The organism is Amycolatopsis sp. NPDC049691, from assembly GCF_040675005.1.
In the GTDB taxonomy this organism is placed as follows: Bacteria; Actinomycetota; Actinomycetes; order Mycobacteriales; family Pseudonocardiaceae; genus Amycolatopsis.
The window spans coordinates 227,524-251,317 of record NZ_JBFANX010000001.1 but is presented as its reverse complement, the minus strand read 5'-3'; the positions used below and the strand labels follow the sequence as shown (position 1 = coordinate 251,317).

The window sequence follows — 23,794 nt, the reverse complement described above, 5'->3', positions numbered from 1 at the left end:
CGCCTCAGCGGCGGTGGAAGTACTCGTCGATGACTTCCCAGCGGGCCAGGTTGTGCTTCGCGTCCGCCAAGGCGTCGTGCTGGTCGGTGGGGGCCGAGGGCAGCTTCGGCTTCCCCGCGTCCTCCCACCGCTGCCGCAGATCGCGGGTGAACCGCGGCAGCTGGCGGGGCAGCGCCGGCATCGGACCCCACAGCTGGGCCAGCGCCACGTGGTCGTACGCGGCGAACCAGGCCCACAGCTCGATGCCGCCCGGCGGCTTGCCGAAGAACTCCAGCAGGTCGGTGCGGATCTTCTCGCGGCTGCGCCACGCCCGGTCGGCCGGCGACGGCAGCTTGTCCAGGACGTTGTCGCGGACCCACTGCCCGGCCTTGGACGGGTCGAACTCCGTCGACACCGCGTAGAACTCGCGGCCCCGCTCGTCGACGACACCGATGGACACCAGGTCGATCGTCACGCCGTCTTCGATGAACTCGGTGTCGTAGAAAAAACGCACTGGTGAACAGTAGTGGGTCAGCCGACCTTGGATTCGGGCACCCGGGCCGCGTCGCGGGCCGCGGGCTGGGCCGGCACCGAAGGCTTCACCCCGGCGGCTTCGGCGGCCAGCAGCTCCTTCGCCTTCGCCGCGTAGATGTCCACGTACTCCTGTCCGGACAGCTCCATCAGCGCGTACATGATCTCGTCGGTGATCGACCGCTCGATGAAGCGGTCGCCCGCGAGGCCCTCGTACCGCGAGAAGTCCAGCGGCTTGCCGAAGCGGACCTCGAGGCGGCGCGGCCACCACATCTTCGAGCCGATCGGGTTGACCTTGTCCGTGCCGATCATCGCCACCGGGACCACGACGCCGCCGGACTCCAGGGCGATCCGGGCGACGCCGGTCTTGCCCTTGTACAGGCGGCCGTCCGGGGAGCGCGTGCCCTCGGGGTAGATGCCGAGCAGGTGCCCGGCCTTGACCAGCCGGATCGCGGTGTCGAGCGCGGCCTGCGCCGCGTTGCCGCCGGACCGGTCGATCGGGAACTGGCCGACGCCGGTGAAGAACCACTTCTTGAGCGTGCCCTTGAAGCCGGGCTCGGTGAAGTACTCGGACTTGGCCGGGAAGGTCACCTTGCGCTTGACCCGCAGCGGCATGAAGAACGAGTCCGCGACCGCCAGGTGGTTGCCGGCCAGGATCGCGCCGCCCGTCTCGGGGATGTTCTCCGCCCCGACGACCTTGGTCGGCCACAGCGTCTTGAGCAGCGGTCCGATGAATACCCACTTCATGAGCCAGTACAGCACCGGTACCTCAGTCCTCCATCACAGCCCGACCCCTGCCACCCGCGCCGACCAGCCTACGAAGCCCGGTGCCCGCCGCACAACGGAGACCACCCGGTTACCACCGGAGCAGCGATCGATCTCACAGGGAATTCCGGGCCCGGGCGGAGGCCCACAACGCCCGCGAGCCGTGAGAGCATGGACGAATCCACCGCTCACACGGAAGGCGATCGCATGGGCGTGCTCGCCGGCGCGGAACCGTTCGGCCACACCGGTTCGGCCGAGACCGGGTTCCTGCTCTGCCACGGGTTCACCGGCACCCCGGCGAGCATGCGGGCCTGGGGTGACCACCTGGCCGGGGCCGGGTTCACGGTGCGCTGCCCGCTGCTGCCCGGCCACGGCACCCGCTGGCCGGACCTCAACCGCACGACGTGGGAAGACTGGTACGGCGCCGTCCGGGAGGCCCTGCTCGCGCTGCTCGCGACGTGCAAGAACGTCTTCGTCGGCGGCCTCTCGATGGGCGGCACGCTGACCCTGCGCCTGGCCGAGGAGTTCGGCGACCGGATCGCCGGGATCGTCCTGGTCAACCCGTCGGTAACGCGGCTGAAGTGGGACACGCGGCTGCTGCCGGTGCTGGGCCGGATCGTGCCGTCGGTGCCGGCGATCGCGAACGACATCAAGAAGCCGGGCGAGACGGAGCTGGCCTACCCGCGCACGCCGGTGCGGGCCGCGGCGAGCCTGGCGAAGCTGTGGGCGGTCGTGCGCGCGGACCTGGCCAAGGTGACGCAGCCGGTGCTGCTGCTGCACTCGTCGGTCGACCACGTCGTCGAGCCGGTGAACTCGCAGCTGGTGCTGCGCGGGGTGTCGAGCACCGACGTCACCGAGGTGGTGCTGGAGAACAGCTACCACGTCGCGACGCAGGACAACGACGCCGAGGTCATCTTCACGCGTAGCGTCGAGTTCGCGAAGGCGCACGCCGCACAGCCTGAGGAGACCGCATGAGCCGGGGGAAGGACGGGCCGGAGGACGTCGACGCGACGTTCGCCGAGATCGTCGCCGACCTGCGGGCCGACGGGTTCGGGCTCCCCGAAGAGGACGACCCGGCCGGCACCTCGGTCACCGCGGAGACCGAAACCCGCAAGACGCCCGACCGGCCCGTGGAGCCGCCCGCCGCGGACCCCCCGCCGGAGCCCGGCTGGCGGTCCGGGGGCACGTCGTGGGACGCGACGATGTTCTCCGACGACCCGGCCGACGACGACGAGCACTACGTCCCGCCGGAGCCGCCGCCGCTGCCCCGGCCGAAGATGGGCGCGTTCCTCATCCTGCTGCTGTTCCTGGCCGGGCTGTTCCTGCTGATCCTGCCCGGCGCGATCGGCGTGGGCCCGACGGTGGCGACGCCGCTGGGCATCCTCGCGCTCGCGACGTCGATCGCGTTGCTGCTGCTGCGCGTCCGGCAGGGCCCGCCGCCCGGTGCCGACCCCAGCAACGGCGCCCAGGTCTGATCCGCCGAAGCGATGCACATCGAGTTCAGCCCTTCGCGGCGATCGACCGTCGGCGCGGAATGGGAGCTCGGCCTGGTCGACCGGCGCAGCGGTGAGCTGTCCTCGGTCGCCGAGCGGATCCTCGAGGCCGTCCGGCCCGACGGCCGGGACGGGCACCCGAAGATCAAGCAGGAGCTGCTGCTCAACACCATCGAGGTGATCACCGGCGTCTGCGACACGATCGCCGAGGTCAAGGCCGACCTGGCCGGATCGCTCGACGTGCTGCACGGCGTCGCGGACCCGCTCGGCGTCGAGATGTTCTCGGCCGGGACGCACCCGTTCTCGAACTGGTACCAGCAGAAGGTCACCGACAAGGAGCGGTACGCGAAGCTGATCGACCGGACCCAGTGGTGGGGCCGGCAGATGCTGATCTACGGCGTGCACGTCCACGTCGGGATCGACCACCGCGACAAGGTGCTGCCGATCCTCGACGCGCTGCTGAACTACGCGCCGCACCTGCAGGCGCTTTCGGCGTCGTCGCCGTACTGGGGCGCGGAGGACACGGGGTACGCGTCGAACCGGGCGCTGATGTTCCAGCAGCTGCCGACGGCCGGGCTGCCGTTCCAGTTCCGGAAGTGGGCGGAGCTGGAGAGCTACGTCGAGGACATGTTCACCACCGGCGTGATCGACCACTTCTCGGAGATCCGCTGGGACATCCGGCCGGCCCCGCACCTGGGCACGATCGAGATGCGCGTCTGCGACGGGCTGCCGACGCTGGAGGAGGTCGGCGCGATCGCGGCGCTGACGCAGTGCCTGGTCGACGACTTCAGCGAGCGCCTCGACGACGGCGAGGTCCTGCCGGCGCTGCCGCCGTGGCACGTCCAGGAGAACAAGTGGCGCGCGGCCCGCTACGGCACCGACGCGATCATCATCCTGGACGCGGCGGGGCGCGAGCGGCTGGTCACCGATGACGTCGCCGACCTGCTGGACCGGCTGGAGCCGGTGGCGCGGCGCCTGGACTGCGTGGCGGAATTGCGGGACGTCGAGACGATCTTGAAGTACGGGCCGAGCTACCGGCGGCAGCGGGCGGTGGCCCAGGCGCACAAGGGCAGCCTCAAGGCCGTGATGGCGTCGCTGGTCGCCGAAATGCGCGACGGGATCGCGAAGGACTAAAGCTCGTCGAGCTGCCTGCGCAGCGTGCCGGGGCCGAGGATCGACGCGCCGAGGGCTTCGACGCGCCCCTTCAGCTCCCGGTCGGCCGTCGCGACGAGGATCTTCCCCTTTTGCCGCGCGACGACCTCGACGATCTTCGAGTCGCCGTCGGTGTCCGCGGCGACGACCTCGACGCCGTCCGTGCCCGTGACGTGCTTGGCCTTGCCTTCGACGACCAGGATGATCCGGGGCCACCAGCTGATGGCGGGGTCGGCCGGGTCGGGCACGCCGGCTTCGGCCAGTTTCGCGAGCTGGTCGCGCAGGCGCTCGGCGGCGCCGTGGCGGTCGCGCCACCAGCCGTCCGGCCGCGACCCGACGACGTTGGCGGCGTCGACGACGAGGACGAGCTCCTGCCCGACGCGGTCGCGCAGGCCGGGCCAGGCGGCGGCGAAGTCGCGGTGCAGCCGGTAGCCGGGCACGTCGTCGGGGTCCACCCAGCGCACCTCCGCACTTTCGGTGTTGGCGACCCGCGCCTCGGCGCCGTGGGCGAGGGCGAGCACGGTGGTGTAGCTCCAGTCCCCATGGTCCACCACGGAGGCCGAGACCGCGCGGAAGGCCTCGGCGGGGACGGAGGCTTCTTCGAAGGCTTCGCGGGCGGCGGCGCCTTTTGCGGTCTCGCCGGCTTCGATGGCCCCGCCGGGCAGCGCCCAGGTGCGCCCGTGGTGCACCCACCAGGCCCGCCGCTGCAGGAGGACACCGCGAGCGGGATCGACGAGCAGCAGTCCGGCAGCGCCGTAGCGGCCCCAGTGCAGGTGCCCGCAGGAACACTTGACGAAGACGCTCGCGGAGGGGGCACTCACCGGTCCAGCCTGTCACAGGTCGGCCGGGGATCACCTCTCCGCGGAAGCCGGGGCTCGCGAGTCCGACTCGCGGGAAAGGCACGGCAGCGGACAGACCGGACGAGGTCAGACCGGGGTCTTGGCCGCTTCCAACGCCAGCGCGGCCGCGCCCACGATCGCCGTGTCGTCGCCCAGGTGGGCCGTCCGGATCCGGGCCAGCGGCCGGTGCCGCGCCCCCGTGATCGCACCCGCGTAGTGCTCTCGCGCCTCGTCCAGGAACAACGGTGCCGACTCCGACACTCCCCCGCCGATCACGATGATCTCCGGGTCGAACACGTCCGCCACCAGCGCCAGGCCCTCGCCCAGCCACTTGGCCAGCTCCGCCATCGCCAGCTGGGCGATCGGGTCGCCGTCGCGGGCCGCGCCCGCCACCCGGCGGCCCGTCACCGAGCCCGGGTCGCCCGCCACCTGCGGGGCCAGCACCGTCGAGCGGCCGGGATGCCTCGCCAGCAGCTCCACCGCCGTCGCCGCCAGGGCCGTTCCGCTGCAGTAGCGCTCCCAGCAGCCGTACTTGCCGCACGGGCACGGCCGGCCGCCGCGGACCACCGTCAGGTGCCCCAGCTCCGGCGCCACGCCGTACGCGCCGCGGAACAGCTTGCCGTCCAGCAGCAACCCCGCGCCGATGCCCGTGCCCAGCGCCACCAGCGCCGCCACGTGCGCGCCGCGGGCCGCACCGAAGCGGTGCTCGCCCACCATCGCCGCGTTGACGTCGTGCTCCAGCAGCACCGGCAGGCCGACGCGCTTCTCGATCCGGTCCGCGACCGGCGCGCCGCGCCAGGCCAGGTGCGGCGCGAACATCACCGACCGGCGGTCGCGCGCCACGAACCCGGCCACGGCCAGGCCCACCCCGGCCACGTCGTGCCGGTTGCGCAGGTCCTCGACCACCCCCGCGATGGCGTCCTCGAGGGCGCCTTCCTCGCTCGGCGTCGCGACGCGCGCCGTGTCCAGCAGGGAGCCGCGCTCGTCCACCACGCCGGCCCGGACGCTCGTCCCGCCGACGTCCACCCCTATCGTCCGCACTCAGCTCTCCCACTCGTCGCGCCTGCGGACGGTGATGTGCTGCACCCGCACCGAGGCCGAGGCGTCCGCCGGGGGCCGCGGCGCGGGCCGGAACCCGGGCATGTGCACGCCCTCGTCCGGTTCCCAGCGGTCCGCGAGCACCGCCCGGAGCAACGCCACGAGCTGCGCCAGCTGTTCCAGCAAGCGGGCCGCGAATTCGGGACGCTCACCGCGCACCACCGCGACGATCGCACACAGCGGGCACCAGCCGCACGCCGAGCCGTCCGGTTTCGCCTGGTCAGGGCGATCGTTACCGGTGCTTCGCCCCGGGCCGGGGGCTCCGCCACCCGGAACCCCCGAAAAGAAGGTGCCGTGGCCGGCGGCGACGACGCCTTCCAGCCACGGCGCGGCCTTCTCCACGACCATCTCGGCCAGCAGGCGGATCTCCTCCGCGAGCCGCGGTCCGGCCGTCTCGTCCTCTTCGCTCACCCGCGTCCCCGGTTCCCGGCCAGGTGCACGACCAGGCCGTCGGCGTCGGATTCCGCGCCGGTGATCCGGCACGGCCGCAGCGACTCCGGCAGGGCGATGAGCCTGCGGAAGCCGTCCACGGTGATCGCCAGGTCGTCGTCGACGCGGGCGAGGTCGACCTCGGCGTCCCGCCGGAGCGGGATCGCGATGCGCAGCAGGTACCCGTCCGGCGCCGGCCGCACGCGCAGCAGCGGGGTGACGGGGGTCCCGTCGCCGGCCAGGGGGTCGCCGCCGCGGTACAGCTCGGCGGCGATCTCGAGCAACGCGGGCAGCCCGACCGGCTCCACGGCCCGGTGCTCGACGCGTGAGACCGCCTCGAACCCGGCTCGGGTGAGCTCGGCCAGCACGGCGTCCTGCTGCGTCCGGCGCGTGCGCAGCCACGACGCGGCCCCGCCGCGCCAGAACCCGGGCGCGGGCATGAGCCGGTTGGCGATCAGCCCGTCGACGGCGATGCCGCGCAGCGCCAGGGAGCTGAGCGTCCGCCGCGCCTCGGCGACGACCACCCGCTCGGGCGTCAGGACGAGCCGGACGGTGGTGACCGACGGCTCGGTGAGCAGCGCGCGCAGGCCGTCGAGGTGGGCGCCGAGCCGGCGCACGGAGTCGGTGACGCGGCGGCCGAAGACGCGGGTCAGGTAGCCCGAGACGGCTTCGGGCAGGGAGAGCAGCCGCAGCGTCTCGGCCGTCGGCCCGCAGTCGACGACGATGGCCTCCCACGGCCCTTCCTCGGCCAGCCGGCGGACCTCGGTGAGGGCGAGCAGCTCGTCGACGCCGGGCAGCACGGTGAGCTCCTCGGCGTCCACTGTGTCGAGTCCGGCGCCGGACAGGGCCGACTGCAGCTCGGCGCGCAGCCGGTGCCAGCTGGTGTCCACCAGGGTGCGCGAGTCGATCTGCACCGCCGACAGCAGGGCGTCCACTTCGGACGGTTCGGCGCCGAGGGTGTGGCCGAACGCGTCGCCGAGCGAGTGCGCCGGGTCGGTGGACACGACGAGGGTCTTCCTGCCGCGGGCGGCGAGGGCGGCGCCGGTGGCCGCGGCCAGCGTGGTCTTCCCGACACCCCCCTTGCCGGTGAACAGCAGGATCCGCACGCGGCTACCCCTCGGCCCGCTTCTTCAGCTCCTTGAGCGCGGTGTCCATGACCATCTTCTCGGCCTTGCGGCGCAGCAGACCGATCATCGGCAGCGCCAGCTCGACCGACAGCGTGTACGTCACGCGCGTCCGGCCGCCGAGGTCCTCCAGCGCGTACCGGCCGTTCTGCGCCTTCTGCATCTGGCCCTTGACCAGGTGCCAGCTGACGCCGAGACCGTCACCGTCCCAGTCGTACTCGAGGGTGTAGACGTCCTTGATCGGGCCCGCGTCGAGCGTGAGCTTGACCTGCTTGGCGCGCCCGTCACCGTCGGTGTCGAGGACCTCGGTCTGCCGGACGGCCTTGGCCCATTCCGGGTACGCGGGGAAGTCGGCGATCACGGCCATCACCCGGCTGGGCTCGGCGTCGACCTCGATGGACTGTGTGGACTGCTCGGCCATGGGACGAAGCGTAGCCGCCGCGGCCGGTCACCAGCGCAGCACGTACGGCTGCCCGGTCTCCTTGAAGTGACCCACGTTACGGCACTCGGTCAGGCCGACCCGGGCGCGCGGCGCCAGGGGCTGGTGGACGTGGCCGAACACCGACCAGCGCGGCCGCTGGGCGCGGATCAGGTCGAGCAGCGCGGTCGAGCCGATCTCGCTGCGGCGCGCGACGACGTCGTAGGTCAGCTCCGGCAGGGCGGGCGGGCCGTGCGTGCAGAGGACGTCGACCTCGGTCAGCTGGGCGACGCTCGCGTCGTAGTCCTCGCGAACCCGCAGGTAGGGGCGCCAGGCGGCGCCCTTGCGGGGACGCGGGACGACGCCGTCGGGCAGCAGCGCGCCGCCGACGAACCCGAACCGCAGGCCGCCGATCTCGGCCACCTCGCCGTCGAGGACCCGGATGCCCTCGCCGGCGAACTCGGGCCACAGCGCCGGGGTGTCGACGTTGCCGGGGGTGGCGTAGGTGGGCGCGGTCATCGCCGCGAAGAGCGCCGCGTACTGGGTGCGGATGGCCTCGTCGACGGCGCCGGCCGGGTCGTCGAGGCTCGCCCAGAGCGCCCGCGAGTAGGCAACGGTTTCGTCACGGGTGCCCTCGCGGCGCAGGCGGGCGAACCCGGCCACCTTCTCCGCGCCGAACAGGGCGCCCATGATGCCCTTCTCGTGGTCGCGGTAGTCGACGAAGTCGACCAGGTCGCCGAGCACGACCAGCGCGTCGGCCCCGTCACCGGCCCGCTTCAGCGCGTCCGCGTTGCCGTGCACGTCCGAGACGACGTGTACCCGCACCCCTGGCCCCCTAGCCGTCCGTTCGCGGAGGAACGCCGGGCTCGCGCCCGTCCTCCAGGATCTCCTTGAGCCCGAGCGCGATCGCCTTCGCCGCGCGGGCCCGCCGGTCGAACTCCCGGCGCAGGTCGCGCGGCGCCAGTTCACGAGGCGTCCCGGCCGCGTCAGCGGGCGTCGCCCGCAGGAAGTAGTGCAGCAGGGTGCCGTCGAGCACCGGCTCGAGCCAGACCTCCATCGTACCGACGAGCGCGCCGCGCACGGTCCAGCGCAGGCCCTTGTCGCCCCGGTCGGTGTAGACCTCCAGGACCAGGTCGGGCCAGTAGCGCGTCCACGACCGGGGATCGGCGAAAACGGCGGCCACGGTGGCCGGCGGGACCGCGAGGAACGTCTCGTCGACGACGTCGATGGCGGGCGGTGCGTTCACGTGCGAAGAATGTCACGCCCTCGCCGTGCGGTGGCGATCAGCATGGTCTTAAGGTGCTCACCACGCTAAGTTGACTGGCGGGTAACAGCGGTGTCGCCCACCGCACGCGTTGAACACGGAGGTCCACGTGCGCGAATACAGCGCTCCCGCCGGGAAGCCGGTGGCCGACGACGAGAACATGTCCGATGTCGTCTGGGCGAACGCCGAGCGGTTCTCGGACGTGGTGAGCTTCCGCCGCCAGGTCGACGGGACCTGGCTGGACGTCACCGCCAAGGAGTTCGCCGGCCAGGTGCTGGCCGTGGCCAAGGGCATGGCGAAGGCGGGCATCGGCCGCGGCGACCGGGTCGCGATCATGTCGAAGACCCGCTACGAGTGGACGCTGATCGACTTCGCGATCTGGGCGGCGGGCGCGGTGACCGTGCCGATCTACGACACGTCCTCCCCCGAGCAGGTGTACTGGATCCTCTCCGACTCGGCCGCGAAGGGCGTGTTCGTCGAGACGAACGCCCATCGCGCGGCCGTCGACGAGATCCGGGACCGGCTCACCGAGCTGGACAACACCTGGCAGATCGAGGGCGACTCCCCCGCCGTCGAGGAGTTGGCCGCGCTCGGCGCGACGCTGTCCGACGACGAGCTGCACGAGCGCCGCCGCGAGGTCGGCGCCGACGAGCTGGCCACCATCGTCTACACCTCGGGCACGACCGGCCGTCCCAAGGGCGTCGAGCTGACCCACCGCAACCTGCTGGCCGAGATCCGCGCCGACATCGAGGCGTTCCCGCAGCTGATGGAGCAGGGCAACTCGCTGCTGTGCTTCCTGCCGCTGGCGCACGTGCTGGCCCGCGCGATCGCCGTGACCGCGCTCACCGCCCGCGTCACCCTCGGGCACACCCCGGACGTCAAGAACCTGGTCGCCGACCTCGGCACGTTCCGGCCGACGTTCGTCGTCGCCGTGCCGCGCGTGTTCGAGAAGGTCTACAACTCGGCGAAGCAGAAGGCCCACAGCGAGGGCAAGGGCAAGATCTTCGACGCCGCCGAGGCGGTGGCGGTCGAGTACAGCCAGGCGCAGGACACCGGCGGCGCCGGGCTGGGCCTCAAGCTCAAGCACCTGGCGTTCGACAAGCTGGTCTACGGCAAGCTGCGCGCGGCCCTCGGCGGCCGCTGCGTCGCGGCGGTGTCCGGTGGCGCTCCCCTGGGCGCCCGGCTGGCGCACTTCTTCCGCGGCATCGGCGTCCCGGTGTTCGAGGGCTACGGCCTGACCGAGACGTCCGCGGCGGCGAACGTCAACACCCAGACGGCGTTCCGCGTGGGCACGGTGGGCAAGCCGGTCAACGGCACGTCGGTCCGCATCGCCGACGACGGCGAGGTGCTCCTCAAGGGCGACGTCGTGTTCCGGGCGTACTACAACAACCCGCAGGCGACCGCCGAGGCGTTGACGGACGGCTGGTTCCACACGGGTGACCTGGGCGAGCTGGACTCCGACGGGTTCCTCAAGATCACCGGCCGCAAGAAGGAGATCATCGTGACGGCGGGCGGCAAGAACGTCGCCCCGTCCGGCCTCGAGGACACGATCAAGGCGGCCCCGCTGGTCAGCCAGGCGATGGTGGTGGGCGACCAGCGCCCGTTCATCGCGGCGCTGGTGACGGTGGACGAGGAGTACTTCCCGTCGTGGAAGTCCCAGCACGGCAAGCCGTCTTCCGCGACGGTGGCGGACCTCGCCGAGGACCCGGACCTCCTCGCGGAGATCCAGGCCGCGGTCGACGAGGCGAACAAGTCGGTGTCGAAGGCCGAGGCGATCAAGAAGTTCACGGTGCTGGCCAACGACTTCACCGAGGCCGGCGGGGAGATCACGCCCAGCCTGAAGCTGAAGCGGAACGTGGTCTCGAAGAACTACGCGAACGACATCGAAGGCCTCTACAAGAAGTAAGCGTCAGCCGAGCCGCTGGGCCGCGACGAAGTCGCGGTACCAGCGGAAACTCGCCCGAGGCGTGCGCCGCTGGGTCACGTAGTCCACGTGCACCAGACCGAACCGGTGCTTGTACCCGTGGGCCCACTCGAAGTTGTCCAGCAGTGACCAGCAGAAGTACCCGCGCAGGTCGACCCCCGCCGCCGCGGCGGCGCGGGCCGCCTCGATGTGCTCGCTCAGGAACGTGATGCGCTCGTAGTCGGCGAAATCGCTCCGGTCCGCGTACACGCAGCCGTTCTCCGTCACGTACAGCGGTGGCAACTCGGGATAGCGGTTGTGCAGGCCCACCAACGCTTCCGTCAACCCCTCCGGCTCCACCGGCCAGCCCATCCCCGTGCGCGGGACGTCCGGCAGCCGCGAGGTGTCCACCCCGATGTCGGCCACCGTGCGCTGCGCCGGGTCGGGTTCGCGGTGCGGGGCGTCCGCCACGTGCAGCCGGTAGTAGTAGTTGACGCCCAGGTAGTCCAGTGGTGCGCCGATCGTCTCCAGGTCGCCGTCGAGGCGGAACGAGAAGTCCGAGACGCCGCTGAACATCGCCGTCAGGCCCGGCGCGTACCGGCCGCCGAACAGCGGGTCGGTGAACTGGCGGCGCAGCAGCGTGTCCTGGCGGGCCGCCGCCGCGGCGTCCGCCGCCGAGTCCGTCACCGGTACCGCGGGCGACTGGTTCAGCACGATCCCGAACTGGTGCTGCGGCGTCGCCTGCCCCCGCATCGCCCCCACGGCCAGGCCGTGCCCGAGCAGCAGGTGGTGGGCCGCGGCCAACGCGCCGTGGCCTTCGCGCGCGCCCGGCGCGTGGCGGCCCTCGCCGTAGCCCGCGACCGCGCACGGGTACGGCTCGTTCAGCGTCGTCCAGTGGTCGACGACGTCGCCCAGCTCTTCGTGCACCAGCGCCGCGTACTCGGCGAACCGGTGGGCCGTGTCGCGGGACCGCCAGCCCCCTTCGTCCTCGAGCGCCTGCGGCAGGTCCCAGTGGTACAGCGTCAGGAACGGCTCGATCCCCTGTTCCCGCAACGCTTCCGCGAGCCGCCGGTAGAAGCCGAGGCCGCGGCGCTCGAAGCGGCGCCCGTCCGGCTGGACGCGCGGCCAGGACACCGAGAACCGGTAGGAGTCGACGCCCAGCTCGCGGAGCAGGGCGAGGTCCTCGCGCCAGCGGTGGTAGTGGTCCGCCGCCGGCTCGCCGGTGTCGCCGCCGGCCACCGCGCCGGGGACCGCGGCGAAGGTGTCCCAGATGGACGGTCCGCGGCCGTCCGCGGTGGTGGCGCCCTCGATCTGGAACGCCGAGGTCGCGACGCCCCAGCGGAAGCCGGGCGGGAAGCTGGTGGTCACAGTGAGCTCCGGGAGGGTCAGCCCTTGAGCGCGCCCTGCATGATGCCGCCGACGATCTGGCGGCCGAACAGCAGGAACACGAGCAGGACGGGGACGGTGCCGATGGTGGCGGCGGTGAGCACGAGCGTGTAGTCGGTGGTGTAGCCACTGGCCAGGGTGGACAGTGCGGTTTGGACGGTCGGGTTCTCCGGCACCAGCACGACCAGCGGCCAGAAGAAGTCGTTCCAGGCCTGCATGAAGGTGAACAGCCCGAGCACCGCCGCGGCCGGGCGGGCCGCCGGCAGCGCCACGTGCCAGAACAGCCGCAGCGAGCCGCAGCCGTCCATCCGCCCGGCCTCCAGGAGTTCCAGCGGCAGCGCGCGTTCGAAGTACTGGCGCATGAAGAACACGCCGAACGCGGTGACCAGGCCGGGCACGATGACCGCCTGCAGCTGCCCGGCCCAGCCGAAGTCGGCCATCATCATGTAGAGCGGCACGACACCCAGTTCGGTCGGGATCGCCTGGGTGGCGACGACGATGAGCAGCAGCACGGTCCGGCCGCGGAACTTCAGCTTGGCGAAGGCGAACCCGGCCAGCGTCGAGAACAGCACCACCGACACCGTGATCGTGCCCGCGACGATCAGCGAGTTGCCCAGCGCCAGCGCGAAGTCCGTCTCGTCGAAGACGCGGGCGATGTTCTCGAACAGGTGCCCGCCGGGGACGAGCACCGGCGGCACGCTGCCGACCGCCTCCGTCGTCTGCGAGGAGACGACGAACGACCAGTACACGGGGAACGCCGAGCCGGCCAGGATCGCGATCAGCGCGGCGTAGGTCCACGGGCTCGTGGCCCGCCGGACCAGCCGCCTCGCCCGGCCGGGCGGGCTCGGCGCCGCGGCGGGTGCCGAGGTCAGCACGGTGGTCATGTCGCTCCTCAGTCCGTTTGGATGCGCCGGGTCACCAGGTACGACACGCCGGCGACGAGCATCGTGGCAACGGCCAGGATCAGCGCGATCGCCGAGCTGTAGCCGAAGTCGTACTTGGTGAAGCCCTGCTCGTAGAGGTAAAGCGCGGCGGTCTGGAACTGCCGGTCCGAACCGCCCGTGGCGGCCGCCGTGCCGGGGTTGAACAGCAGCGGCTCGGCCAGCAGCCGCATGTTACCGGTCGTCGCGATCACCGTGGAGAAGATGATCTGCGGCCGCAGGAGCGGGACGGTGATCCGCCAGAACTGCTGCCACCCGCGGGCGCCGTCGAGCGTCGCGGCCTCGTACATGCTCGACGGGATCGCCTGCATCGACGCGAGGAAGATCAGCGCGTGGTAGCCGGTCCAGCGCCACACCACCATCGCCGCGATGGCGGTGTGCGAGCTGGCCGTGCCGGCCTGCCAGTCGACCTGGCCGGCGCCGAACCAGCTCAGCACCCAGTTGACCAGGCCGAAGTCCCGGCCGAACAGCTGCGCGAAGATGATCGTCACCGCCGCCACCGAGGTGATGTTCGGCAGGATCATGCCCATCCGGAACAGCGTCCGCCCGCGCAGCCTGCGGTTGAGCAGGTGCGCGATGCCGAGCGCGAACAGGATCTGCGGGATCGTGGTCAGCAGCCACAGGCTGACCGTGTTCCCCATCGCGTTCCAGAAGTACGGGTCGTGGAACAGCAGCTGCTCGTAGTTGCCGAACCCGATGAACTTCGCGCCCTCGGCGTCGAGCAGGTTCCGGTCCTGCAGCGACACGAAAGCCGTGTACAGCAACGGGAACAGCCCGAAGACGCCGAAGATCAGGAAGTAGGGGCTGATGAAGCCGAACGGCGACAGCTTGACGTCCCACTTGTGCCGCCGGTCGGCCCAGCTCAGCGTTTCCTTCAGTGCCATTACTTGATCTTCTTGACGTCGGCCACGAGCTGCTGCCACGCCGCCGCGCCGTCCTGCTTGCCCTGCTCGACGCGCTGCATCGCGTTGCCGAACTCCGTCTGGACGTCACCGGCCTTCGGGCCCTGGTACTGCGGGTTCAGCTTCTTGGCCGCGTCGGTGAAGAGCTTGCCGACGGGGGCGCCCGAGAAGAACGGGTTGGTGTAGCCGGTGATCTTCGGGTCGTCGTAGAGCGACGGCGTCGAGGGCAGCAGGCCCTGGCTGGTGAAGACCTTCGCCTGCTGCTCGGGCGCGGTCAGCCAGGCGGCGAGCTCGGCGGCTTCCTTGGTGTGCTTGCCCTGCTTGGGCACGGTCAGGTACGAACCGCCCCAGTTGCCGCCCCCGCCGGGCACGGTCGCGACGTCCCACTTGCCCGCGGTGTCCGGCGCCTGGTCCTTGATCTTGGTCATCATCCACGCCGGGCAGGTGACGGTGGCGAACTGGCCCTGCGTGAACCCGGTGTTCCAGGTCGGCGTGCTGTAGAGCAGGCCGGCCGAGAGGTTCGCCTTGACGGCGTCGACGACCTGGTCCCAGCCGGTGCGCAGCGCCGGGTTGCTGTCGACGACGAGCTGGTCGTTCCGGTCGTAGTAGCCGACGGGCGCCTGGCCGAAGATCGCGTTCAGCACGGTGGGGCCGCCGTCCATGAACTTGACGCCGTTCGGGGCCTTTGCCTGGAAGCGCTTGCCGGTCTCGAAGAACGCCTGCCAGGTCGGCCACAGCGCGGAGACGGCGTCGCGGTCGGCGGGCAGCTGGGCCTTCTCGAACAGGTCGCGGCGGTAGCAGATGGCCAGGCCGCCGACGTCGGTGCCGTAGCCGATCTGCTGGCCGCCCTTGCCCAGCGAGGCCGCCCACTTCCAGCCCAGCCAACGGTCCTTGAGCTTGTCGCCGCCGACGGTGTTGAGGTCGACGAACTTGTCCGGCGTCGCCTTGAACTGGGCGACGTACCCGGTGTCGATCGCCTCGATGTCCGCGGCACCCCCGCCGGTGGCCAGGTGCGCGGCGAGGTTCTTGTGGTGGTCGGAGTAGGACGCGGTCCGCTCGGTGATCTCGATGTCCGGGTGCGCGGCCTGGTACTCCTTGATCAGGTCGGTGTAGCCGAAGTTGCCGAAGAGGCCGAGGCTCAGCTTGACCTTCCCGCCACCGCCGGCGTCGCTGCTCCCGCAGGCGCTCAACGCGGTGACCGCGGCCAGGACAGCGCCCGCCACGGCGATCAGGCGGGTCCGTCGGGTTGTCGTTTTCGGGCGCATGAGATCTCCGTTGTTCTGCGGGCCGGTCGGAAAACGCGGGACCCATGAGAGCGCTCCCAGCGGTCATCCGTCAAGTAACGAAATGATAACCAGGCTCGGCATTTACCCAGTACGAGATCATGTGCTACCAATGTAACCGGTTACAGCTGCGCCATTCGAGGCTTCGCCTCCGTCGGGGGCTTCGCCACCCGAACCCCCGAAAAGCAGCAGTGGAGGTCAAGATGGTCACCGCCCGCGAGATCGCCCAGCTCTGCGGGGTTTCGGTCGCGACTGTGTCGCGGGTGTTCAACCGCCCCGCCACGGTCAGCGCGACGACGCGCGAGCACGTCGAGCGCGTCGCCCGGGAACTCGACTTCTCGCCGAACGAGTCGGCGCGGGCGCTGTCGCGGCAGCGCTCGGCGATGGTCGGGCTGGTCTGGGACACCGACCACCGGCGGCCCGGCTGGCGGCACCCGTTCCTGCAGGACCTGTTGCTGGGCCTCAAATCCGCGCTCAGTTCGCACGGCTACCACCTGCTGCTGCTCGCGACGAGCGACGACGCCCGCGACCGCAACCCCGGCGTGTCGCTGGCCGACCCGATCGCGTACGTCAGCATGACCCGCCGGCACCACCTCGCCGGGCTGGTGCTGATCGACAGCGGGACCGACGCCGACGCGTTCGGGACGTTCGCCCAGTCCGGGCTGCCGTGCGTGGCGCTGGACGTGGCGCTGTCCGGGCCGCGGGCGACCTACGTGACGTCGGACAACGCCGCGGGCGCGGCGGAGGCCGTCCGGCACCTGGCCGCGCTGGGCCACCGGCGGATCGCGACGATCACCGGCCCGCGCGGCAACGCGCCCGCGGCCGCCCGCACCGACGGTTACCTGCGCGGGCTGGCCGAAGCGGGGCTGGCGGCCCGCGAGGACTACGTGGTCACCGGGGATTTCTACCGCGAGAGCGGGTTCGTCGGGATGCGCCGGCTGCTGGCCCGCAAGGACCCGCCGACGGCGGTGTTCGCGGCCAGCGACGAGATGGCCGTCGGCGCCCTGCTGGCGGCGCGCGCGGCGGGACTGCGGGTGCCGGACGACCTGGCGGTGGTGGGGTTCGACGACATCGAGGTGGCCTCCCTGGTCGACCCGGCGCTCACGACGGTGGCCCAGGACAAGCCGGGTTTCGGCACGGCGGCGGCGGGCGCGCTGCTGTCGATGATCGACACGGGAGTGGCCCCGGATCCGGTGCGGCTGCCGACGAAGCTGGTGGTCCGCGACTCCTGCGGCTCCCCCTCGTGAGTGGGAAACAGTGTTCTAACGCGGTTTCTCACTCACGACCGGCTTGGTGCTCGGTGCGGATTTCGTCGAGGACGCGCCGGGCTTCGGTGGCCTCGCGGTCGTCGCGGCCTCGGGTGCGGGCGCAGGTGACGAGCGTTTTCCAGAGCGCCCAGCCGCGGCCGCGCGCCCACTCCGCGTCGTCGACGGCGAGGCGCTCGCGGAACACCCGCCGGCCGTCCGCGGTCAGCAGCGTCCACGCGATCGCCAGGTCGCAGGCCGGATCGCCCACTCCGCACGTCCCGAAGTCGATGACCGCGGCCAGTTCCCCGTCGGCGAGCAGGAGGTTTCCCTCGGCGACGTCACCGTGGAGCCAGCGCTCGACGCCGTCCCAGGGGGTGTCCAACGCGGTCTGCCAGATCTCGCGGGCCCAGTCTGCGCCGTCGAGGGAGCGTTGGACCAGTTCGTCGAAGGTGCGCAGGGTGCCGCCGCGGAACCAGTTGTGCTTGCCCGGCCGGGGCGCGCCGGTGGTGTCGACGCTCCGCAGCGCCGCCAGGAACCCGGCCAGGTCGGCCGCGAACCCGACGGGGTCGGCGACGCGTTCGGGCCGCGCGGGCTCGCCGTCCAGCCACGGGAGGATCGACCACTCGAAGGGGTAAGCCGCGCCCGGCCGGCCCTTCGCCAGCGGGACGGGGACCGGCAACGGCAGAAGCGGCGCGAGCACCGGGAGCCAGCGCTGTTCCTTCTCGACCGCCAAGGCGTATTCCGCCGCGCTGGGCAGCCGCGCGGTCATCGTGTCGCCGAGGTGGAAGGTCCGGTTGTCCCAGCCGCCGTCCGCGACCGGCCGCACCGGGAGGTGCGCCCACCGCGGGAACTGGTCGGCGACGAGGCGTCGCACCTGGTCCGCGTCGACGGTGATGCGCCGGGGCGGCGGGCCGAGCGTGCTCACCGGATCTTCGCGGTCCAGTCGATGTGGTGCGCGTAGACCCAGCCCGGCTTTTCGCCGACGTCTTCCCCCGCGCTCGACGCGACCAGCTTCTCGACGCGCTCGCGGCGAAGTCCTTCGTAGGCCGCGAACGCCGACGCCGGGTCCGGCCGGTCGCGCAGGCACTGCGCGAGGACGACGCTGTCTTCGACCGCCATGGACGCGCCCTGCGCGTCCGCCGGGGCGGCGGCGTGGGCCGCGTCACCGACGAGCACCATTTCCCGCGTCGACCAGATCCGCGTCCGGGGAAAGTCGTAGGAGTGGCCGCCGAACACCTCGTCACCCGTCGCGGCGATGATGTCCGCGCAGGGCAACGGTTCCCCGGCGAACGCCGCGTGCGCGAACTCGCGCCACCCCGCCGGGGTGACCGCCGCGAGCTCCGCGCGGGGTCGCTCGGCGTCGGGGATCCGGGCGAACCAGAACGTCGCGCCGTCCGGGTCGGTCGTGAACCCGAAGGCCGCCTTGCTGCCGCGGACCATCCGGTAGATCCCCGCCGCCGACGGCAGCCCGGGCGCCCGTGTGTAGCCCCAGACGACGGTCTGGCCGGTGTAGCGCGGCGCATCGGCGTCCGGGTCGATCAGCGTCCGGACCACCGAGTGCAACCCGTCCGCGCCGACTAACACATCACCTGTTTCGATGGTGCCGTCGGCGAACTCGGCCGTGACGCCGTCCGCGCCCGGCTTCGCGCTCACCAAGCGCTTGCCGTGCTCGAGCGGGACACCCCGGCGCGCGGCCTCCTCCTGCAGGACGCGGTAGAGCGTCGCGCGGGTGAGCGTGCGCGGCCCGTCGAGGCCTTCGGTGTCGAATTCGCGCCGCCCGACCGTCTCCCCGGTCGGGGCGACCAGCTCGACGCCGTACGCCGCGAAGGAGCTGTCGATCACCGGCTGGCCGGCGCCGATCGCGCGCAGGGCGTCCATGCCGTTGTGCATGATCGTGAGGAACGCGCCGATGTCGTCCCCGCCGGCCGGGTAGGCCTCGAAGACGACCGGGTCGTGCCCGGCCAGCTTCAGCGCCATCGCCGTGACCGTGCCGGAGATCCCGCCACCCGCGACCAGAACCCGCACTCCGCGCCCCCTCGTGAACTCCGCGTGCCGCCGCTCACGACGTTACCGTGAGGGCGGCACGCGGCGCTCACTCCTTGGCGCCACTGGTGGCGATGTCGCCGTTGAGGCCGCGCGGGAAGAAGCCGCCGGAGGAGACCTTGTCCGGGTTGAGGTAGGCGATGTTGAGGACGCGGTCGGCCGAGCGTCCGAACGCGACGCCGTTGGCGTCCGCGGGCACGAGGTTCGCCTTGCCGTCCTTGAGCACGCCTTCGTCGTCGTCGGCCTTGCCGTCGAGGCTGTCGCGGGCGTCGGACATCTTGTTCGTGACGTCGCCGAGGCCGCGTTCGAACAGCTGCGCGCGCACGATGCCCGCGTGGTAGGCCTCGACCGCGAGGATGCCCGCCGCCGCGTCGAGGAACGTCTTGTTGTTCACCAGGGGCGCCGCGCCCTTGTAGGCCGACACGCCGACGTCTTCGAACAGGAAGGCGGCGAGCAGGAAGTTGTTCTCGCTGGCGAACGGGTCGAACGTCTGGCCCTGCTTGATCACCCCCGCGGCCTGCATGGCCGCGGTGAAGCTGTTCTGGAAGTCGATCTCCGGCTGCGCGACGGCGGCTTTGTCGAGCGCCTTGCGCAGGAAGTTGACGTGGGCGACCTCGTCGCCGGCGATCTCCTGGACGATCTGCTTGACGTGCTCGCTCTTGAACTTCACGGCGTGCCCGCCGGAGACCTTGCCGAGGTTGCCGACGCCGTTGACGTACTTCTCGTTCAGCCCGTAGCCGTAGACGGCGAACGAGTACAGGTTCGCCTCGAGGTACTCCAGGTTGAGCGCGAAGTTCAGCACCGCGGCGTCGCTGGCGGCGGCGTCCTGCGCGTTCTGCTGCGGGTACTGCGAAGTAGCGCCCGCCGAGCCGAGGCCCAGCGACAGCGCGGTACCGAGCGCACCGGCGCCCGCGACGCCGAGTCCCGCCGCTCCCGCAGCCTTGAGGAAGCGGCGGCGGTCGGTCGCGTTCTCCGCGCTGCGCTCGATCAGCTGCTCTGTGTAGCGTTTTCCGAACACCGGGGGACGTCCTCTCGTGACGAGTTCGTCCACCTCACCCAACGGTGATACGTACCTGGACGGCCCCCGGCTCGGTCAAATCGGGAAAAAGTTCTTCCCGGTTCTGTTTGCGCAGGTCAGCCGCGTTGCGCGGCGGCGAGCCGGACGCACACGGCGAGCGCGCGGACGGCCTCCTCGACGTCGGCGAGCTTCGGGAAGGTCGGCGCGATCCGGATCACGGCGTCGGCCGGGTCGTTGCCGTGCGGGTGGGTCGCCCCGGCGGGGGTCAGCGCGACACCGGCCTCCTTGGCCAGGCGCACGACCTCCTTCGCGGTGCCCTGCGGCACGGTCAGCGAGATGAAGTACCCGCCGGTCGGCTTGGTCCAGGACGCGAGGTCGGACAGCTCCTCGGTGAGGATGCGGTCGACGGCCGCGAACTTCGGGCCGATGATCTCGGCGTGCTTGCGCATGTGGGCGCGGACGCCGTCCTCGTCCTTGAGGAAGAGGGCGTGCCGCAGCTGGTTGACCTTGTCCGGGCCGATGGTGCGCTTGCCGATGTTGCCGACCCACCAGGCGAGGTTGGCCTCGGAGGCGCCGAAGAAGCCCACGCCGGCGCCGGCGTAGGTGATCTTCGAGGTGGAGCCGAAGACGAAGACGCGGTCGGCGTTGCCGGCCTCGGCGGCGAGGGCCAGGATGTCGGCCAGGGCCGGCTCGTCGTCGGTCAGGTGGTGCACGGCGTAGGCGTTGTCCCAGAAGATCCGGAAGTCGGGCGCCGCGGTGCGCATGGTGGCGAGCCGCCGGACGACGTCATCACTGAACGTGACCCCGGTGGGGTTGCTGTACTTGGGGACGCACCAGATGCCCTTTACGGCGGGGTCCTCGGCGACCAGCGTCTCGACGGCGTCCATGTCCGGGCCCTCGGCGGTCATGGCGACCGGGACGAGCTCGATGCCGAAGCGCTCGGTGAGCGCGAAGTGGCGGTCGTAGCCCGGCACGGGGGCGAGGAACTTGAGGACGGGCTCATCGGCCCAGCGGCGCTCGGCACCGGGGAGCTTCGAGAGCAGCGCCTGGACGACGGCGTCGTGCATGAGCTCGAGGCTCGAGTTGCCGGCGGCGAGCAGCTGCTCGGCCGGGACCTGCAGCGCGCCGGCGAAGATGCGGCGCAGCTCGGGCAGGCCCTTGAGGCCGCCGTAGTTGCGCACGTCGGTGCCGTCCTCGGCCTTGAAGGAGCCGTCGCCGGGGAGGGTCAGCAGGCCGTTCGCGAGATCGAGCTGCTCCGGGGAGGGCTTGCCGCGGGTGATGTCGAGGGAGAGGCCGCGGTCGACCAGGGCCGCATAGTCGCGGCGGGCCGTGTCGACGTCGACGGAAGCAGTGGTCATGGCGTCAACGCTAAACCCGGCGTCGATACCATTTCGGGGCGGGTCCTGGCTAGGGTGGTAGGTGTGCATTTGGTAGTCCACGCCGACCAGCGCCAGTTCTCGTTGCGCGACTCCGGTTCCCGCCTGGACGGCAGCGGCTGGACATCAGCGGCGGTGGAATTTCACCGGATCGCAGCCGAGCCGGGCGGCATCGCGATCGCGACGGCGCGGTCGGATCTGGTGGAGTCTTCGGTGACGCTGCTGCCTTCCCCGCCGGCGTTGTCGCCTGCGGCCGAGCACGTGGTGGAAGCAGATCTTCCGGTTCCGAGCGGCCGGGTGGTGATTTCCGGGCCTGCCGACTATCCGTCGCAGGAGAAGTTCTTTTCGGTGCCGCCGGGGTTGTACCGGGCCCGGGTGTCTTATGTGCCGGCCGGGCCGCCGTCGGTCGACTGGAATGACCACGAGTACGGGGAGCATTACCGGTACGTGGTGGAGATGTGGCCGGTGTCGGTTCGGTCGGAGGTCGAGGTCCTGCGCCAGGGGGCGGCGGTCTGGGACGGTTAGGCGACGGGCGGTGGGCGCCGGCCTCGGCGGGGCTCCGGTGGGGTTATCGGGCTGGGGCGGTTGGACCGCAGATGGTTGCGAAGGTCACCCGTCCGGAACGGGGATGCGACCAGCGAGGCACTGCCCACTGCCTGGACGGTCGGGGCGATTGTGTAGGAAGCGAGCCGGAGTGCGGCCGAGGCGCTGAGACTGGGGACATCCGGCTGGACGAATGAGTGGTGGGCGCAGGCGGCTACGTGGGACACGGGCCGGACCGGGCGTCCGTGGCCGAAGCGCTGAAGTCGAGCACACCCGCCGGGGAAGATCAGGTGCCGAGCGCAGGCGGTTGCACAGGACACGAGCCGGAGCGGTGTGCCGGGTGAGGCAACAAGGTAGCCGCCTCATTCGGCTAGGTGGCGGGTGCAGGCGGTCGCACAAGACACGGGTCGGACTCGCCTGAGACGGTTAAGCGTTGGGTGCAGACGGCTACGCAGGACACGGGTCGGACCCGGGCTTCCGTGGCCGAGGCGCGGAGGACGGCGCACCCGCCTGGACGATCGGGGCGGACGCAGGCAGTCATGCAGACAGGCCGGAGCGCGTTTGCCGCGGACGAGGCGCTGAGGTTGAGCACGTTCGCCTGAGACGATCAGGTGGCAGGCGGTTGCGCAGGTCGCTAGCCGGAGCGGGGTTTGCCGCGGCCGAAGCGCTGAGGTCAAGCACGTTCCCTTGAGACGATTCCGGTGCGGTGCGTGTCTGGCATCGGGTTCGTTTGCTGGTGCGGGCCGGATATGGACGTGGGTGTAGGCCCGTAGCCTTGTGGCTGCGGGCCTTCCCGTGTGCGGTTGGCTCAGGCTGCGAATGGCAGCGGTTGGTGCAGGTTGTTGCGCCTGGGTTTTCGGTGCTCGTCCAGGAATGCTGGCGGGAGGAACTCCGGGAGGCCGTCGGCGGCGATGCGGACCTCCCAACCGGAACGGTGGAGTAGTCGGTGGTGGTGGGCGCACATCAACACCAGGTTGTTCAGGTCTGTCGGGCCGCCGTCGGCCCAGTGGTGGATGTGGTGGCCCTGGCAGTGGCGGGGTGGGCGGTGGCAGCCGGGGAAGGCGCAGCCTCGGTCGCGTAAGTAGAGCGCTCGGCGGAGGCCTGCGGAGATCAGGCGGCGGAGCCGTCCGAGGTTCAGGGGTTCGCTGTTCTCGCCCAGCACCGCGTGGATGATCATGCTGTCGCAGGCATGGATCCTGGCTTCTGCCGCCGTCATCGTGCCCGTGTCGCCCAGGGTCGCCTGACCGACGCCAGCTTTGAGGTCCTTCAGCGACACCGCGACCATCACGTGCGCCCGTTCCCCGGCCTGCATGGGCAGGTCCGGGGAGTTGAGGGCGAGGTCGATCGCGTCGGAGAAGGCGTCGCCGTAGCGTTCCTGCGGGGATCGCAGGTCGGCGCCCTCGGAGGGGTTGGTGCGGCGTTCGGCCAAGGCATCCAACAGGGCGCTGGCGCGGGTGCCGGTTTCGTCGTCGAAGCGGCCGTGCAGCTCCCAGATCCCGGTTCTTTTGCGGCGCAGGGACAGTTCCCGGGCGGGGACGGCGGGTTCGGTGGGGTCGGGTTCGGGGCCGTCGGGGTCGAGGTGGGCGATGATGCGGGCTCCCAGGGCAGCGACCTGCTTGTAGCCCGCCTGCGATGCCAGGGCCAGCAGGTGGTGTTCGGCGTCCTCGCGATGGGCGGGCGAAATCTGGGTGAGGGCACCGACGATGGTGTCGATCATCGGGTTGCTCAGGCGGCCCTCCGCCGCGGCGGCCGCGGTAGAGGGGGCGACGGGTGGAGGGCTGTCGAGGTGGTGGCCGGGGTGCAGGGACCGGGCTCGGTTGACCATCGTCTCCGCAGCCGACTTCGGGATGTCGGCGAGATGTTCGAGGAGTCGGGCGACCGAGCGGTAGCCGAAGAGTTCCATGACTCCGCGAGACTCGATTTCCACCAGCAGCGCACCGATCTCAGCCTCGGCAGACCGCACCACGGCGAGCAGGGTGGAGATGCGATCGGCCAGGACCATCGCATCTGTCTGCCGCACCGTTTCCGTTGCCATACAACAAGGTTAGCCGAACCCAAAC

24 protein-coding genes are annotated in these 23,794 nt (G+C 71.3%); 6 read left to right on the top strand and 18 right to left on the bottom strand.

Annotation, left to right across the window (positions count from 1 at the left end; genetic code table 11):
* Positions 1-4 precede the first annotated feature (4 nt).
* Positions 5-493 carry a polyadenylate-specific 3'-exoribonuclease AS gene (locus AB0J40_RS01240; RefSeq protein WP_364445882.1) on the bottom strand — a complete coding sequence of 163 codons (489 nt, stop codon included), beginning with the start codon at positions 491-493 and terminating at the stop codon, positions 5-7.
* A 17-nt stretch (positions 494-510) separates the two neighbouring features.
* Positions 511-1,272: a lysophospholipid acyltransferase family protein gene (locus AB0J40_RS01235; protein WP_364445880.1), complete on the bottom strand. Its 762-nt coding sequence runs from the start codon at positions 1,270-1,272 to the stop codon at positions 511-513.
* A gap of 210 nt (positions 1,273-1,482) precedes the next feature.
* On the opposite strand from AB0J40_RS01235, the gene AB0J40_RS01230 reads away from it, so the two are divergent.
* Genes AB0J40_RS01230 through AB0J40_RS01220 form a run of 3 tightly spaced genes read left to right on the top strand, consistent with a single transcriptional unit; the run spans position 1,483 to position 3,902 of the window.
* Positions 1,483-2,250, top strand: a complete 768-nt coding sequence (locus AB0J40_RS01230) for an alpha/beta fold hydrolase (protein WP_364445878.1) — start codon at positions 1,483-1,485, stop codon at positions 2,248-2,250.
* Positions 2,247-2,750 carry a hypothetical protein gene (locus AB0J40_RS01225; protein ID WP_364445876.1) on the top strand — a complete coding sequence of 168 codons (504 nt, stop codon included), beginning with the start codon at positions 2,247-2,249 and terminating at the stop codon, positions 2,748-2,750. The genes AB0J40_RS01230 and AB0J40_RS01225 overlap by 4 nt, the downstream gene beginning before the upstream one ends.
* Positions 2,751-2,762: 12 nt before the next feature.
* Complete coding sequence (locus tag AB0J40_RS01220) at positions 2,763-3,902, top strand: glutamate--cysteine ligase (protein ID WP_364445874.1); 1,140 nt, start codon at positions 2,763-2,765, stop codon at positions 3,900-3,902.
* On the opposite strand, the gene AB0J40_RS01215 is transcribed toward AB0J40_RS01220, so the two are convergent.
* The 7 genes from AB0J40_RS01215 to AB0J40_RS01185 form a co-directional block, all read right to left on the bottom strand.
* A complete protein-coding gene (locus tag AB0J40_RS01215; protein ID WP_364445872.1) occupies positions 3,899-4,741 on the bottom strand; it encodes an NUDIX domain-containing protein in 843 nt (280 codons plus the stop codon). The genes AB0J40_RS01220 and AB0J40_RS01215 overlap by 4 nt on opposite strands.
* A gap of 105 nt (positions 4,742-4,846) precedes the next feature.
* A complete protein-coding gene (locus tag AB0J40_RS01210) occupies positions 4,847-5,785 on the bottom strand; it encodes an ROK family protein (RefSeq protein ID WP_364447251.1) in 939 nt (312 codons plus the stop codon).
* Positions 5,786-5,800: 15 nt separating this feature from the next.
* Positions 5,801-6,268, bottom strand: a complete 468-nt coding sequence (locus AB0J40_RS01205; protein WP_364445870.1) for a hypothetical protein — start codon at positions 6,266-6,268, stop codon at positions 5,801-5,803.
* Positions 6,265-7,392 (bottom strand): ArsA family ATPase, encoded by a 1,128-nt coding sequence (locus AB0J40_RS01200; RefSeq protein ID WP_364445868.1) that lies wholly within the window; start codon positions 7,390-7,392, stop codon positions 6,265-6,267. The genes AB0J40_RS01205 and AB0J40_RS01200 overlap by 4 nt, the downstream gene beginning before the upstream one ends.
* A 4-nt stretch (positions 7,393-7,396) precedes the next feature.
* Complete coding sequence (locus tag AB0J40_RS01195; protein ID WP_086678751.1) at positions 7,397-7,831, bottom strand: SRPBCC family protein; 435 nt, start codon at positions 7,829-7,831, stop codon at positions 7,397-7,399.
* 27 nt (positions 7,832-7,858) lie between these two features.
* On the bottom strand, positions 7,859-8,653 hold the full coding sequence (locus AB0J40_RS01190) for a metallophosphoesterase (RefSeq protein WP_364445867.1): 795 nt from the start codon (positions 8,651-8,653) through the stop codon (positions 7,859-7,861).
* 10 nt (positions 8,654-8,663) lie between these two features.
* Positions 8,664-9,074, bottom strand: a complete 411-nt coding sequence (locus AB0J40_RS01185; RefSeq protein ID WP_364445865.1) for a polyketide cyclase / dehydrase and lipid transport — start codon at positions 9,072-9,074, stop codon at positions 8,664-8,666.
* A gap of 127 nt (positions 9,075-9,201) precedes the next feature.
* Here AB0J40_RS01185 and AB0J40_RS01180 point away from each other — a divergent pair, with 127 nt between their 5' ends.
* A complete protein-coding gene (locus tag AB0J40_RS01180) occupies positions 9,202-10,998 on the top strand; it encodes a long-chain fatty acid--CoA ligase (protein WP_364445863.1) in 1,797 nt (598 codons plus the stop codon).
* A gap of 3 nt (positions 10,999-11,001) precedes the next feature.
* Here the strand turns inward: AB0J40_RS01180 and AB0J40_RS01175 are convergent, their stop codons facing one another.
* From AB0J40_RS01175 to AB0J40_RS01160, 4 genes are read right to left on the bottom strand one after another with little or no spacing between them, the layout of a single operon-like run.
* On the bottom strand, positions 11,002-12,363 hold the full coding sequence (locus AB0J40_RS01175) for a GH1 family beta-glucosidase (RefSeq protein WP_364445861.1): 1,362 nt from the start codon (positions 12,361-12,363) through the stop codon (positions 11,002-11,004).
* 17 nt (positions 12,364-12,380) lie between these two features.
* Positions 12,381-13,265 carry a carbohydrate ABC transporter permease gene (locus tag AB0J40_RS01170; protein ID WP_364445860.1) on the bottom strand — a complete coding sequence of 295 codons (885 nt, stop codon included), beginning with the start codon at positions 13,263-13,265 and terminating at the stop codon, positions 12,381-12,383.
* Positions 13,266-13,273: 8 nt separating this feature from the next.
* Positions 13,274-14,206: a sugar ABC transporter permease gene (locus AB0J40_RS01165; protein WP_364445858.1), complete on the bottom strand. Its 933-nt coding sequence runs from the start codon at positions 14,204-14,206 to the stop codon at positions 13,274-13,276.
* Positions 14,206-15,489, bottom strand: a complete 1,284-nt coding sequence (locus AB0J40_RS01160) for an extracellular solute-binding protein (protein WP_364445856.1) — start codon at positions 15,487-15,489, stop codon at positions 14,206-14,208. The genes AB0J40_RS01165 and AB0J40_RS01160 overlap by 1 nt, the downstream gene beginning before the upstream one ends.
* Positions 15,490-15,710: 221 nt before the next feature.
* Here AB0J40_RS01160 and AB0J40_RS01155 point away from each other — a divergent pair, with 221 nt between their 5' ends.
* A complete protein-coding gene (locus AB0J40_RS01155; RefSeq protein WP_364445854.1) occupies positions 15,711-16,754 on the top strand; it encodes a LacI family DNA-binding transcriptional regulator in 1,044 nt (347 codons plus the stop codon).
* Positions 16,755-16,782: 28 nt separating this feature from the next.
* On the opposite strand, the gene AB0J40_RS01150 is transcribed toward AB0J40_RS01155, so the two are convergent.
* The 4 genes from AB0J40_RS01150 to AB0J40_RS01135 form a co-directional block, all read right to left on the bottom strand.
* A complete protein-coding gene (locus AB0J40_RS01150) occupies positions 16,783-17,679 on the bottom strand; it encodes an aminoglycoside phosphotransferase family protein (RefSeq protein WP_364445852.1) in 897 nt (298 codons plus the stop codon).
* A complete protein-coding gene (locus AB0J40_RS01145; protein ID WP_364445850.1) occupies positions 17,676-18,779 on the bottom strand; it encodes an FAD-dependent monooxygenase in 1,104 nt (367 codons plus the stop codon). The genes AB0J40_RS01150 and AB0J40_RS01145 overlap by 4 nt, the downstream gene beginning before the upstream one ends.
* 67 nt (positions 18,780-18,846) lie before the next feature.
* Positions 18,847-19,815, bottom strand: a complete 969-nt coding sequence (locus AB0J40_RS01140; protein WP_364447248.1) for a ferritin-like domain-containing protein — start codon at positions 19,813-19,815, stop codon at positions 18,847-18,849.
* Between the two features lie 116 nt (positions 19,816-19,931).
* The gene (locus AB0J40_RS01135) at positions 19,932-21,173 is read right to left on the bottom strand and encodes an aminotransferase class I/II-fold pyridoxal phosphate-dependent enzyme (protein WP_364445848.1); all 1,242 of its coding nucleotides are present in this window, start codon (positions 21,171-21,173) and stop codon (positions 19,932-19,934) included.
* Positions 21,174-21,236: 63 nt separating this feature from the next.
* On the opposite strand from AB0J40_RS01135, the gene AB0J40_RS01130 reads away from it, so the two are divergent.
* Positions 21,237-21,716 carry a hypothetical protein gene (locus AB0J40_RS01130; protein WP_364445847.1) on the top strand — a complete coding sequence of 160 codons (480 nt, stop codon included), beginning with the start codon at positions 21,237-21,239 and terminating at the stop codon, positions 21,714-21,716.
* Between the two features lie 826 nt (positions 21,717-22,542).
* Here the strand turns inward: AB0J40_RS01130 and AB0J40_RS01125 are convergent.
* Positions 22,543-23,769, bottom strand: a complete 1,227-nt coding sequence (locus AB0J40_RS01125) for a DUF222 domain-containing protein (RefSeq protein WP_364445845.1) — start codon at positions 23,767-23,769, stop codon at positions 22,543-22,545.
* Between the last annotated feature and the right edge of the window lie 25 nt (positions 23,770-23,794).